Source organism: Brevundimonas sp. M1A4_2e, assembly GCF_053345555.1.
This window is the reverse complement of the sequence record NZ_JBKFAI010000007.1, coordinates 127,553-140,578: the sequence shown is the minus strand read 5'-3', so window position 1 is coordinate 140,578 and position 13,026 is coordinate 127,553. Positions and strand designations below refer to the sequence as shown.

Below are 13,026 nucleotides of genomic sequence, written 5' to 3'. Positions count from 1 at the left end.
ATGATCTGCTCTTCCGTGAACCTTGATCGCTTCATTCTGTCCGTCCTTCGTTAGGGCGGACTCTAGCTATTCCTGGAGGAGTTTCAGGGGGTCACGTCAGTAACCTTGCTCGTTTTGGCGAGGCTCAGGAGACGGACGTCGAGAATGTGCGCAATCAAATCCGCAATGATCGGCGAACACGGACTGCCTTGAGGCAACGCTCCGTCGCGACAGGCAATTTGGGCGATCAAAGTCGCTGCCTTTTCACTTAGGAGGAAGTCTTGATCCTTGAGGAAAAAACCCCGTACGCGACCGAAGTTAAACGTCGGGAAGAAGTCTTCCAAATCGAGGTTGAAGACGTAGCGCCGATTTGTGTGGCGTGCGGCGTTAGTGATGATCGAGAGCGATCGACGAAAGCCATGCGAAACAGGCCGGCGCGGCTTTGCCACCTGAATCTCATCGACGCAGTCGTAGAGCAGCGCCGCCAAACGCGCCTGAATGTCCTTGAGCACGCCGCGTGGAGCGTGGATCGTCCTGACCCCGCCGCCCTTTTTGGGAATTTCAAACGTGTCGTATTTCTGCTGGGGCGTCAGTTTATATAGAGCGAACGACAACTGTCGGGGCTCCACGTCAAGCAACCCAGCCATATCGCGGAGCGTCAGAACGTTCTTCAACGCAGCGAGTGTAGACACGCGAGCCCTTCTCAATAGGAGAACGGCCCACAGGCACTCCTACGCATGATCAGCACCAATCGCATCGGCGCGTATAGCGTCATAGGGCTGACGCCCTGACGTTGTTTCATATGCCGCAATAACGCGACAACAAGTCTGCCTGTGGGCCTTAGGCTACGCTTACAATCTCGCCGAACCACTGTCGAGCTTGAGGCACCTAAGAAGCTCAGTTTCCTCCCGATCGCCTTGCGAAGACGAGTGGAACGACCGCCAAGCTCCCTGCCTCAGCGTTGATTGGATAAGGATCCTAAAGTTCAGAAACGCGGCCTCTAACCAAGGCCTTTCCTATGCGGTTGACGACCTTGAGTGGCGGATTGCGGCTCCCCGGTTCCAGTTCGCCTAAATAGCCTGTAGGCGGACCAAGCATCGTGAGCGCCAGTTTCTAGGGAACGGTCCAACTCACGCGCCCACACGATTGGGTCAGGCACGCTAGAGACTACTCCAGAAGCCGGCTCGGCGGCACGCCCAGCGCAGCGGCAAGACGTCCCAGCGCCCTAACGCTGGGATTTCGCGTGCCGCGCTCGAGATCGCTGAGATAGCTTCGCTTCATGCTGGCTCGAAACGCCAGCTCCTCTTGCGAAAGATCTGCAGCTGTCCTGAGGACGCGCACGTTGCGGCCTAATAGGGCTACCACGTCCATGCGCGCAGAAGACCGGCACAGGTTGAGATTGGCTGCCCACCAGACGTGTCATTTCATGTAGCTGTCCGGGGCCAGAAGGGAGCGCGGATCAAGATCAAGCGCGCCTGCCAACCTTTCCAGGGCCTGCACCGTCGGGTTGCGTGTACCGAGCTCTACTCCGCTCACATAGCTCCGCTTCATGCCGGCACGGAACGCGAGCTCTTCCTGAGAAATGCCTAGGGCGTTTCGATACCGCCGTATGTTCCTACCCAGGAGGGCGATGAGGGCCATCCCGACAATTGAGGCGTACCCGACTCTTTTATCTGTCCCCTAATCGTGTCATTTTGCCTCCTGAGCGTGTCAGTGAGGGACTGATGCTAGATCAGGCTGCAATCAGACTTGGGAAAAGCACATCAGGGCTAGCTGACCTGTATCTGAGCCATGCTGGCTGGCTAGCCGCCCGGTTGCGGCGGCTCGGCGTAGAAAGCCCGGACGACGTCGTCCAGGAAACCTACCTCCGCATCGCCCCCTACCAGGCGCGCGGCGAGGTCCGTCACCCCAAGTCCCTCCTCCTCCGGATCGCCACCAACCTCGTGGCCGAAGAAGGCCGACGCACTCAAAGACAACGTCGCCACGCCGCCACCGCGCCCCTCTGGACCGACGCCCCATCCCAGACCGAAGCCGTCCTTCTGAAGCAGTTGGTCCTCAAGCTTCCGCAACCCGAGCGAGATATTTTCATGCTCAGCCGCTTCGGAAGTTTGACAAACGAGCAGATCGCAGCACGACTAGATTTGTCGGTAAAGACCGTGGAGCGCCGTATCACGCGCGCGCTGAAACAGGTCGATGCTCAACTCCGACGCTAGTCCAGGGGCTGCAATGCCGGCTGAGGTAAAGACACGAACGGCCGCCGACGACCAGGCGGCCAGTTGGATTGCGCGGCTGGGCACGCGCACCATTTCGCTGGACACAATCCAGGAGTTCGCCAAGTGGCGTGAGCATCCTGCGAACGCCGAAGCTTATCGGCGCGCGGAGCAGCTGTGGTCGCGCACCGGCGATCTGGCGGGCGATCCCGATATCCAGGCTGCGCTCGAGCAGGCGCAGCGTCGGCGTCCCAGACGCTTCGGCGCCAAACAGATCGGCGCAGTCGGCCTGACCGCGGCTCTGGCCGCCACGCTCGCGGCAGGCGTCTTCTTCTGGCAAGGCCGCGACACCTACGCCACCGGCGTCGGCGAGCAGCGTGTCCTGCAACTGGCTGACGGGTCCCGCGTCCGCCTGGACACCGCCTCCAGGATGCGGGTCCGCTTTACCGAGGGAGAACGTCGCATCGAGCTCGCCGAGGGCCAGGCCCTGTTCGAGGTGGCGCACAACCCCGCCCGCCCCTTCGTGGTTTCGACGACAGACGCGTCCGTGACGGCGGTCGGGACCGTATTCGAAGTGCGTCGCGTGGGGGCAGAGACGCGGGTCGTTCTCGTGTCGGGCGCCGTCGACGTGGTGCAGGCCGCCACGAAGGACGCACCTCAGAGGCTGCTGCCGAACCAACAGACGGCGATCAAATCGGGCAAGGCCAAGATCTCGACCGTGAACGCCGACACTGCGACGAGTTGGACCACCGGAGAACTGACCTTCGTGGACACGCCTCTGGCCGAGGCCGTCGCCGAGGTGAACCGCTACCTGGCCGCCCCCATTGTTCTGGAAGCGCCCGCCGCGGCAAACACGCCGATCAACGGGGTCTTCCGCAGCGGAGACCGGACGGCCTTTGTTTCGGCGGCGGCGCATCTGTTCAATCTGAAGGCGATCCGAGAGGCTGACGGCAAGGTACGTTTGGTCAGCTCAAGGAATAATGCGCAGAGGTGAGGGTCAGCCCCCACGTAAACCGTCTCTTCCCCGACGCGCTGTTGCGTCGTGGGGGAAGACATCATGACCGCCTACCGTTCCAGCCTGTTCACGGGCGTCGCCATACTGGCCATATCCGGCGCCGCCCAGGCCCAGTCCCCGACGCCAGCTCAAATCAACTTCTCCATTCCGGCCGGGTCTCTGGCGGCGGCGCTCAACGCCTACGCCAGTCAGGCCGGCCGCCAACTCATGTTCACCTCGGACCAGGTCGCGGGCCGTCGCTCCCCCGGTCTCAGCGGGCGGATGTCCGCCGACGCCGCCCTCAACCAACTCCTCGCGGGCTCCGGACTGTTGGCGATACAGTCGTCCAGCGGCGCCTGGGTCCTTCAACGCGGGTCCCGGGATGAACTCGCGGAGGCCGTGCTCGTCGACGACGTCGTCGTCACCGGCACCCTGCTGCGCGGCCCAGGCGACACCCCTTCCCCGGTCACGGTGATCCGGCGCGACGATCTCGATCGAACCGGCCGCGCGACCATCGCGGAAGCCCTCGCCGCCCTGCCCCAGAACTATGCCGGCAGCGGCACGCCGACGGCGGCCCTGGTCGGTTCGGATCCGATGCAGAGCAATTCGGGCCTAGCGACCGGCGTGAACCTGCGCGGTCTCGGGCCGGACTCCACCCTGGTGCTGGTCAACGGCCGCCGTATGGCCGGGGCCGGCGGCCGAGGTGATTTCGCCGACGTCTCGGCCGTTCCGACCGCCGCCGTCGAGCGCGTGGACGTCCTGCTCGACGGCGCCTCCGCCCTCTATGGCGCCGACGCCGTCGGCGGCGTGGTCAACATCATCCTTCGGCGGGACTTCGACGGTCAGGAAAGCCGCCTGCGCGTCGGCGCCTCAAAAGGCGGCGGCGAGTCCGTCATAGCCGCCCACACCATCGGCCGGACCTGGTCTACCGGCCAGGCGCTTTTGTCCTACGAGTTCGAGCGCCAGAACGCGCTGAGCACCCTGGACCGCCCCTATACTGCGACAGGCGACCTCAGGCCTTTCGGCGGCACGGACCACCGGACCTATTACGGCGTCCCGGGCAATATCGTCCGCTTCGACAACGCCAGCAGCAGCTATGTGGTCACCCACGCCATCCGCCCGGGAACCGGCGGCGTCGCAGTTTCAGCAGCGGATTTCGCGGCCGGCCAGCAGAACTACGACAACACCCGCGCGGGCGCTGCGCTCATTCCGGAGTTCGATCGCCACGCGGCCTATCTCTACGCCCGGCAGCAGGTCGGTGCGCACCTCGAGCTTACGGGTGATCTCCGCTTCAGTCAGCGCGAGTTCGAAACCGAGAGCATTACCCCGACCGCCATCGCGACCGTCACGACGGCCAATCCCCACTTCGTGTCTCCGACCGGCGCGACCTCGCACAGCATCGCCTATTCCTTCGGTGAAGACCTGGGGACCTTGCGACGCTCCGGCCGGGCTAGAAGTCTCGGCGCCACCCTCGGCGCACGGGTCTTCCTACCCGCCGACTGGGAGGCCGAAGCCTTCCTGACCTATGGCACCGAGCGGACCGTCGACGGGAGTCGCGGCATGATTCAGTCCACCTTCCTGCAGGAGGCTCTAGGAAACACTGCAGACAATCCGGCGACGGCCTTCTCCGCGCCGCGCGACGGCTATCTCAACCTCTTTGGCTCCGGTGCGGCCAACTCTCGTACGGTCCTGGATTTCATCTCCAGCGGCTGGAACCGCTACACTGACGAAAGCGAGGTCGCCTCCGCCAACCTCATCGTCCAGGGCACGGCGTTCAAGCTGCCCGCTGGCGACGTGAAGGTCGCGGTCGGCGCCCAGTTCCGAACGGAGGCGTTGAAGAACAGCGGCCTCACCTTCACCTCCGGCCTCACCCCGCTCTCGACCCGATCCCCGGACAAGGACCGCAAGGTCGCCGCAGCCTTCGTCGAGGTTCGCGCGCCGCTCATCGGTCCAGACAACGCCATTCCTGGCGTGCAAAAACTCGAGCTCTCCCTCGCGGGGCGCCTGGAGGACTATGACGACATAGGCTCCACCGCCAATCCCAAGATCGGTCTGATGTGGACCCCGGTCGAGGATCTAAAAATCCGCGCCAATTGGGGGACGTCTTTTCGCGCGCCGGCCATGACCGAACTGGCGCAACGCCGCTACATTTCAGCGACCTTCGTCGCCGATACGGTCGGCCAGCAAGTCGCCCTGTTCGAAGGCGGCGGCAATCCGGACCTCAAGCCCGAAACGGCGGACACCTTCACTTTCGGCTTCGACTATCGGCCCAAGGACAGCCCCTTCCGGACCGGCGCCACCTGGTTCGACATCGTCTTCTCCGATCAGATCGGAAGCCCCGCTCGCGACAATCTCTCCCAGGTCTTGCTGGATCCCAATCTCGCGCCCTTTGTGCGCAGGGTCGACCGCAACTCGGCCGCCGATCGGGCGGCCGTGGACGCCCTGATCAATAGCCCGGACTTCCTCCTGCCGGGGGTTCTCCCGGCGGACGCCTTCGGCGTCATCGTCGACGCTCGCTGGCTGAACACTTCGTCGGTCGAGGTGCGCGGCCTGGACGGCTACGCCGCCTACGATCTGGACCTGGCCGGCGGCGAGCTCACCCTGGAAGCCACGGCCTCCTACATGATCGACTACAAGCGCCGCATCACCACGGCCGCGCCGACCATCGACCTTGTCGACACCTACGGCTTTCCGGTCGATCTGCGCGGCACCATCTCCGGTCGTTGGGTGCGAGACGATGTTTCACTTCGGGTGGCGGTGAACCATGTCGGCGGCTATCGCGACCTTCTGGAGTCCCGGATCGGCTCCTGGACGACGACGGACATGCAGGTCGGATGGACGCCTTCCGGTTCATGGGGCGAGGGGCTCAGCCTGACGGCCTCCGTGCGGAACGTCTTCGATGTAGACCCGCCCTTCTATGACGCCACAACCGGCATAGGCTTCGACGCCGGGCAGGCCGATCCCCTGGGCCGGACCTTCGCGCTGCAACTGACCAAGCGCTGGTAGGTCCGCCATGCTTCGTACCCTGCTCGCCGCCGCGAGCGCGGTCCTGATCTGCGGATCGGGACCGGCTCTCGCCACGCCCTTCACCGTCGAAGACCTGCTTCGTATCGAACAGTTCGGCCAGGTGTCGCTGTCGCCACAGGAGACGACCGTCGCTTTCGAGCGGATCGGTCCAACCCTCGGCGCCGGACCCTATGAGTATGACGCCCTGGACATGGTGCTACGCTCCGAAATTCTGATCGCCCGGTCCGACGGCAGCGCCGCGCCGCGACCTCTCCTGTCTGAGGTCGAAGGCAAGGGCCATGTCATCGGCGCCTGGTCGCCCGACGACCGCAGACTGCTGATCTACCGTCTGCGGGACCGCACCTTTACGGCCGGGATCGCGGACACGGTCACCGGCGAGGTCCAATGGCTCTCCGGCACGCCGGAGGGCGCCATGTGGGGCCGATCTGCGCAATGGCGTAACGGTGACGACCTGGTCATGATCCAGCGCGCCGACAGTGATCTCCCCCCGATGCTACGGCAGGGGTTCCACGTCCAGGATCGGATGAACCAGCTTTGGCGGTCGACCCGCGAGGGACTGCATCCGGGGCGCACCTTGATCGCGGGCGGCTCTTTTCTGGACTTGAACCCCAAGCCTGCGGACTCGCGTCTGGTGCTGGTGTCAGCCGCCTCCGGACAACAACGGACCCTGGCGTCAGGCCGTTTCCACGACCTTGAAATCGCGCCTGGCGGAGGCTTCGCCGCTGCCGTGAGGTTCGCAGGCGACCGTCCGTTCGATCCAGACATCCCTTTCCTCCAAGGTGACTTCTCGGAGAGGCGCGAGCTCACCCTCGTCGACCTCGAAAGCGGCGAGACCTGGGAGCCCCTGCCCGGACAGGACATTTCCCCCCTGCTCCTGGCCTGGTCGCCCTCCGGAAATCGCCTTCTGGTCTGGGCGAGGCAGGACGGCGAGCCCTGGTCGGACGGCAGATTGATGCAGATCGATCCGAAACGGAAAGCCGCCACCCCGACGGCGCTCGGAGGCTTCAAGCCAGCGCGGGTCGAGACGGGACTGCGTACCCAGTTCGTCAGTGCGGACTGGCTTGGCGAGACGCCCGTCCTCTATGTCCAGAATGGCGAACGGCGAGACTGGGTCGCCCTCACCAAGGCTGGCCCGCAGGTGCTGACCGCCAATCTGACCACGCCTTCCGCCTCGCTTGTCGCGGTATCCCCACACCGCCTTGTCGTGCAATCCAGCGCCGAGGCCTGGTCCGTCGACCAAAAGGGTCGCGCCAAACGACTGGGAAGGGCGGTCCGCGCCCGGCCGAGTACGACAACTGCCCTGTTCAGTCGGGGTCAACGCTTCTCCTTCAACAGCCCGCCACAACGGGACTGGACGTTGACGGGTGATGGCGAAGAGATGTGGCGGGTCGATACGGCCTCCGGCGCCATGATCGGCGCCAGGATGAAGATGTCTTCCCGGATCACCGCGGCGGGCGAACAGCGCACTGTCGTCGCGACGCGGGATGACCGCAACCGCGAGGCGCTCGCCCTGGACGGCGCCCCCCCGATGCTCCGATTGAATGATCGGCTCGCGGAGATATCCTTCGCCTCCGCCGAGGCGGTGACCCACCAGTCTCCGGACGGCAGTCCCCTCGTGAGCTGGCTCTATCGTCCGCTCAAGACGGGCGATCGCAAGCCCACCCTGATCGTCATTCCCTATCCTGGCGAGCCCGCATACCGGCCAGCCTCGCCGGAAGACGGCTTGACCTCCAATGTTCAACTGATGACGGCGGCCGGCTATGCTGTACTGATCCCAAGTCTCCCCAGACCGGACAGACGAGGCGAACCCGCTATCGGCATGGCGGACGACATCCTGAGGGCGGTAGACGCCGCGGCGCCTCTGGGGGCGTTTGACCCCGACCGCGTCGTCCTCTGGGGGCACAGCTTCGGCGCCTTTGCGGCCGTCGCCGCTGCAACCCAATCGGACCGCTTCTCCGCCGTCATCGCAGCGAACGGCCCCTATAATCTACTCAGCGCCTGGGGGCAGTTTTCCCTAAAGCCATCTCTTTCACCGGAGGACGGACTGCCGGTTCGATCTCGGGCAGGCTGGGTCGAGACGGGCCAAGGAGGTCTCGGGTCTCCGCCCTTCGCGGACGCCGACCGCTATGTGCGCAACAGTCCCGCTCTGGCCGCAGGTCGCAATTCAGCGCCTGTCCTGCTGTTCACGGCCGATCGGGACTATGTGCCGCCGGGTCAGGCCGAGGAACTGTTCTCAGCCCTCTACCGACAGCAGAAGGATGTCGTCCTCGTCACCTACAGGGGCGAAGGACACATCCTTTCCAGTCCGGCCAACATTCGCGACTTCTACGACACCGCATGGGCATGGCTGGATGAGGTTCTGCAGCGTCCTCAATCAAAACAGCTCCCCCTAGCGCCCGCTGCCCTAGCCAGCAAAATGGACTGACCCCACTCAGGCTATAGCGACCCTGATCGCTATAGCCTGAGCGACATTTCAACGTCCGCTTTCGTCATCCGACCAGCGTCGCTCATCCCCCCGCTCGCGCGCCAAGGTCATTCCGGCAGGTTCAACGCCGGTCGCATTGCGATGCTCAATCCGAAGATGGCTGACCTCCTTGATCAGCCGGTCGAGCTGCTTGCTGATCGTCAGCAGCAGACCGAGGCTGCCGAACCCGACGAACAGCAATGCCGCGACCTGCCACGACGCCATAATCAGCCGGCCTTCGGCTTACGGCCCGGCTTACCCTTGGGAGCCGGCTTGGCCGCCTGACGTCCACCGGCGCCGAGCCCCATCGCCTTGGCGAGATCGGATCGCGCCTTGGCATATTCCGGGTGGACCATCGGGAAATCGGCAGGGAGGCCGAAAGCCTCGCGATAGGATTGCGGCGTATGGCCGTGAATTGAGAGGTGGCGCTTCATCGACTTGAACGGCTTCTGCGTGATCAGGCTGATGATGCCGCCGGGCGTGATCAGCTTGCGGGCCTGCGCGGCCGTCAGCCGTTGAACCGGCTCGACCTCTTCCACGGGCTCCGAACCCGTCGAACCCAGGGCGGCGTGGATTGAGGTGATCAGGGCGGGTAGCGCTGCGGCGTCGATCTTGTTGTTCGTCACATAGGCCGCGACGATGTCTGCGGTCATGTCGAGAAGATCCCGGTCGGGCGTCATGGCGTCGTCCAAGTTAGCGCTCCATATAAAAGGTCACGCTTTGGATATCCTGTAACGCCGCCGCCTGACAGGCCCACGGCCCAATACATGTCCTGAAACCGGGACGCTCAAATCTCGCCTCAGCGCAGCCAAGCCTTGGTCCAACTCTCGACCAGACCCAGCATCATCAGTTCCAGATAGCCGCCCTGCCAGATCAGGTGCTCGACCTGAAGCGCGGCCTCGACCTGGTCGCGGTCTATCAGGCCCTGCCGGGCGAGATGTCCCTCGAGGAGATGCGGACGCAGGCGGTCGATGTTCGCGGCGAGGACACGGCCGTAATAGCCGCCGAGTTCGGCCTTGGACCGGCGATGGACCAGGGCCTGCGGTAGTCGGTCCGCGAAGGCGTCGCGGGCCAGAAGGCGGTCATGTCCTCCCTTCGTCAGCCCATATGACGGGGTGGCCAGAACCGCTTCCATGACCGGCTGGCTGAGCGCCGGATGCAACAGCTCTGCTCTCTCGCTTCGCCGGGACGGGCTGTGCAGGCCGAGGTTGCTCGCGAAGCCGACAATCTGCTGTCGTTTGCCCGGACCGACGCCGGCCATGTCGACAAGCCAAGGATGAGGCGGGCATTCGGCGCCGCGGATGTCCGGGTGCAGAAGGGCGTTTGCAGACGGCGAATACTCACGTGGTCGTCGCGCAGAGACGATCGCTGCTCGCATATTCCGCCATGCTGACCGCCTCATCCGACGGGCGAGCACAGGCGCGGTCCGGCCGAACAAAGCGACCCAACCTCGATCGCGCAGCTCGTCAGCGAGAATGCTGGAGCTGGCGGTCTGCAGAAAGGCGACATCCCCGCCCTTGCCGGTAAGCACGCCCTCCACACCATGCGCCTCGCATAGGTCCGCCTGCAGGGCGTCATAGGCCGCGTCCAGGCGATTGAGACTGGGCCGGAACGACCGGGGATGTTCAAGCGCCAGCCCTTTGGCCAGGTCGCGGGCGGATCGGGACAGGATTGTCAGGTGCACGCCCAGGGCGTCGGCCACCGCCGTGGCGTAGGCGCGCTCGTCAGATTCCGGATAGGGACCATGGGTGTTGAGCCAGAGGACCTTTCCATCGAACCCGCTGGCTCGAAGGCTGGCGGCCATGATGGCAGAATCCAGGCCTCCTGAGACTTCGACCAGCAAGGAGGACCGTCGGCGGGTGAGGCCCGCGACGGCCTCATCGACCGTTTCGCGAAGGTCGTCTGTCGTCATCGACGTTGATCGTCGTGCCGCCTGCACTGGCGACCATACCTTCCGGTTTCGACCGTCGGGCAGATGAAGTGCGCCGGGATAGACCGTCTTCCAGCCTTGGAGGAGATCGGCGGTCGACAGGGTGATTGGGTCGCGCAAGACAGTCGCGACTGCACCCCATGAAAGGCCGGCGTGCTCATGAATGTCGACCAGCCAGTCAGGCGTATCGCTCGCGATCAACCAGGCTGATCGGCTTCGCGAGACGGCGCAGTCCATCGCCCCGGACGGGTCCCGAAACACGCCGGCCAGACGGCCTTCGGGCGTCAGGAACACCGCCACGTATCGGCCCCAGATCGTCCGCGCCAGGTCCCGACAGGCGTCGTCGATATTGCCTACGCGACCGTCCGAAGTAGTCGCTCCGGTGACGGTTTCGCCGATCAGGACGACTTCGCCGATGCCCAGAGCCCGGCGTGCGACCGAGGCCCTTTCCGCGGCGATCCAGAATGACGGCCCGACATCCGTAATCGTCCAGCCCCGCTGGCGAGCGGCCTCCTTCATCGGCCGACAGGCGTCGGGGTCTGTCTCCCGCCCGAGCACGGCGACGAACCGGCTCACGCGCCGACCGCCATGATGGGCGTGTAAAGGGCGACCCGATCCAGATCATCATCCAGAAGCACGTCGCCGACCTGCAGCCAGCAATGGGCGGAGAAGGGCCAGGTCCTGACGCCGAAAACCCAGGTGGCGCCGCGACCGCGTGACGCGAGAAACGCGCGCAACAGATAGGCCCGATAGAGGCACTGCCCCTGCCCCGGAACCCAGGGCATCCGGTGATCGAACAGGCGGGCGTCCGCCATGGCCTCGGCCGTCTGGTCATGACGCAGTGACAGGTTCGGCGATCGCGCGATGAGCGCCTTCAACGAGCGTCCATGGATGCGCCAGGCTTCTCGGATCATGATCGTCGCCAAGGTCACGCTTGCCATGCGGCCGGGACCTGGTCCCTCGTAGCGCCTAGAGGTTCGGGCGGCCGGCGGCAGGGCGGGCCGGGGCGGGCGTGAAACAGCCGTTTGGAAAAGCCCCGTCTCGAGAAGACCGTCCGCGATCATCGCGCTCGAGGCCGTCCATTGGCCGTCGCCGGCGTCGAGCAGATGCCGCCCCAATCCGGGGAGGCAGAGGTAGGCGTCGTTCTCGAGATCGAGGGCGACCAGGTCGTCTTCGATCGAGGCCACATGGATGGAGGGGGCGGGCGAAATCACGGTCGCGAGGAGGCGATGGCCGTCGGCCCAAGCCGACGGCCCCCGACCTCAGCCCAACGGCTTGACGCGAGTGAAGTCGATTTCCAGCTCGCCGTCGACGGCGCCGCCGCGGGTCAATTCGCGAGCTTGGCCGAGGCGGATGAGGCGGATCGTTTTGGTGGGGGTCATCTCAGTCTCTCCTCTCTGGATCGCCGCAAAACGCGGCTTCATCAGGAGGCGACTCCGGGCGGATAGCGGCAAGCTATATTGCCATATATTCTCTACCCTTCGGGAGTTGCAGGCGCTGACATGCGCCAGCGCCTGCAGGGCCATCACGCGATCCGGATGTAGGTGCCATCCAGTTCCATCACCCCTTCATGCCACCCCCCACGCGTGAGAGTACGGGCCTCGCCCAGACGAACCAGGCGAACGCAGATTGAGGTTTGCATCACAGTCTCCTTGGTCGGCCGCAGGATTGCGGCCTCTCCATGGACGGCCGCTCGCGACGCCGTGGCAAAGTATATCTCGGTATATTCAGCGGCCCGGCTTGGGGCGCGCACGACGAAGTTGTTCCTCCGCGGCCTTGAGCCAATCGACCTCCTCGCCGCCAGCGCTCTTGTCGACCAGTTCGCGCACCAGGGCGTTCACCGCGTTGACGATCGTGCGGACGTCCAGAGTAGCGAGCTTGTCACCCGACTGCTGATTCAATTGATGCATCCCCATCATGACAATGCTCATGAGTTTGTTGGAGCTGCAGCGCAGTGCAAAGTCCGGAGACCCAATCGACAGCGACGCGAAGATGGCGTCGGGATCGGCATTCACGAAATGGCAGAAGCGGTAGATGTAGTCGACGTTCAAGCGGCCTCGCCCCGCCTCGAAGTCTTGATAGGTGCGCAGGACAAGGTTCATTCCGGCAGCCGTCTCCGATGAAGAGAAACCGCGCAGGCGTCGAATACCGCGGATCGTCGCCGAGAGCACCGCGCTGTCGCTTTCAAGCTCTGATTGGTCCGGTGGCGTCATTTCACAACCTCCCCGCGACAGGTGTGAGCGGCTAACGCGGTTCAATCAACAGAAGTCAGCGTTTCTGGACCCGCAAAGGCAGCCTCGCGCGAAAAAGTCGCGCGCCCACGCGGGCTTTTCATCCGGGCGCGAAGATATGTCGCATTCAGCACCCCAGCCGCTTTCAACCGAGGCAAGAAGTCTTGAGTCTGATGATTCGGAGCAACGGA

13 protein-coding genes are annotated in these 13,026 nt (G+C 64.5%); 4 read left to right on the top strand and 9 right to left on the bottom strand.

Features of this window, described 5'->3' with window-relative positions; all coding sequences use genetic code 11:
* Nucleotides 1-83: 83 nt before the first annotated feature.
* From ACLBV5_RS14110 to ACLBV5_RS14100, 3 genes are all read right to left on the bottom strand, one after another.
* Entirely contained in the window at nt 84-671 is a 588-nt protein-coding gene (locus ACLBV5_RS14110) for a reverse transcriptase domain-containing protein (RefSeq protein ID WP_447606061.1), read from the bottom strand.
* A gap of 475 nt (nt 672-1,146) precedes the next feature.
* Complete coding sequence (locus ACLBV5_RS14105; protein WP_200168043.1) at nt 1,147-1,350, bottom strand: helix-turn-helix domain-containing protein; 204 nt, start codon at nt 1,348-1,350, stop codon at nt 1,147-1,149.
* A 48-nt stretch (nt 1,351-1,398) separates the two neighbouring features.
* A complete protein-coding gene (locus tag ACLBV5_RS14100; RefSeq protein ID WP_200168042.1) occupies nt 1,399-1,620 on the bottom strand; it encodes a helix-turn-helix domain-containing protein in 222 nt (73 codons plus the stop codon).
* 83 nt (nt 1,621-1,703) lie between these two features.
* Here ACLBV5_RS14100 and ACLBV5_RS14095 point away from each other — a divergent pair, with 83 nt between their 5' ends.
* The 4 genes from ACLBV5_RS14095 to ACLBV5_RS14080 all read left to right on the top strand — a co-directional run bounded on the left by ACLBV5_RS14095 (nt 1,704) and on the right by ACLBV5_RS14080 (nt 8,635).
* Complete coding sequence (locus ACLBV5_RS14095) at nt 1,704-2,192, top strand: RNA polymerase sigma factor (protein WP_447606060.1); 489 nt, start codon at nt 1,704-1,706, stop codon at nt 2,190-2,192.
* A gap of 13 nt (nt 2,193-2,205) precedes the next feature.
* Entirely contained in the window at nt 2,206-3,183 is a 978-nt protein-coding gene (locus tag ACLBV5_RS14090) for a FecR family protein (protein ID WP_447606059.1), read from the top strand.
* A gap of 63 nt (nt 3,184-3,246) precedes the next feature.
* Nucleotides 3,247-6,189, top strand: a complete 2,943-nt coding sequence (locus tag ACLBV5_RS14085; protein ID WP_447606058.1) for a TonB-dependent receptor domain-containing protein — start codon at nt 3,247-3,249, stop codon at nt 6,187-6,189.
* A gap of 7 nt (nt 6,190-6,196) precedes the next feature.
* The gene (locus tag ACLBV5_RS14080) at nt 6,197-8,635 is read left to right on the top strand and encodes an alpha/beta hydrolase family protein (protein ID WP_447606057.1); all 2,439 of its coding nucleotides are present in this window, start codon (nt 6,197-6,199) and stop codon (nt 8,633-8,635) included.
* A gap of 48 nt (nt 8,636-8,683) precedes the next feature.
* Here the strand turns inward: ACLBV5_RS14080 and ACLBV5_RS14075 are convergent, their stop codons facing one another.
* The 6 genes from ACLBV5_RS14075 to ACLBV5_RS14050 form a co-directional block, all read right to left on the bottom strand.
* Entirely contained in the window at nt 8,684-8,899 is a 216-nt protein-coding gene (locus ACLBV5_RS14075; RefSeq protein ID WP_447606056.1) for a hypothetical protein, read from the bottom strand.
* A 2-nt stretch (nt 8,900-8,901) separates the two neighbouring features.
* Nucleotides 8,902-9,366, bottom strand: a complete 465-nt coding sequence (locus tag ACLBV5_RS14070) for a MucR family transcriptional regulator (protein ID WP_447606055.1) — start codon at nt 9,364-9,366, stop codon at nt 8,902-8,904.
* Between the two features lie 107 nt (nt 9,367-9,473).
* Nucleotides 9,474-10,904 carry an asparagine synthase-related protein gene (locus tag ACLBV5_RS14065; RefSeq protein ID WP_447606054.1) on the bottom strand — a complete coding sequence of 477 codons (1,431 nt, stop codon included), beginning with the start codon at nt 10,902-10,904 and terminating at the stop codon, nt 9,474-9,476.
* Nucleotides 10,905-11,176: 272 nt separating this feature from the next.
* Nucleotides 11,177-11,791 carry a lasso peptide biosynthesis B2 protein gene (locus ACLBV5_RS14060; RefSeq protein WP_447606053.1) on the bottom strand — a complete coding sequence of 205 codons (615 nt, stop codon included), beginning with the start codon at nt 11,789-11,791 and terminating at the stop codon, nt 11,177-11,179.
* Nucleotides 11,792-11,866: 75 nt separating this feature from the next.
* Nucleotides 11,867-12,028, bottom strand: a complete 162-nt coding sequence (locus tag ACLBV5_RS14055) for a hypothetical protein (protein WP_447606052.1) — start codon at nt 12,026-12,028, stop codon at nt 11,867-11,869.
* A gap of 303 nt (nt 12,029-12,331) precedes the next feature.
* Nucleotides 12,332-12,817 (bottom strand): hypothetical protein, encoded by a 486-nt coding sequence (locus tag ACLBV5_RS14050; RefSeq protein WP_447606051.1) that lies wholly within the window; start codon nt 12,815-12,817, stop codon nt 12,332-12,334.
* Nucleotides 12,818-13,026 lie beyond the last annotated feature (209 nt).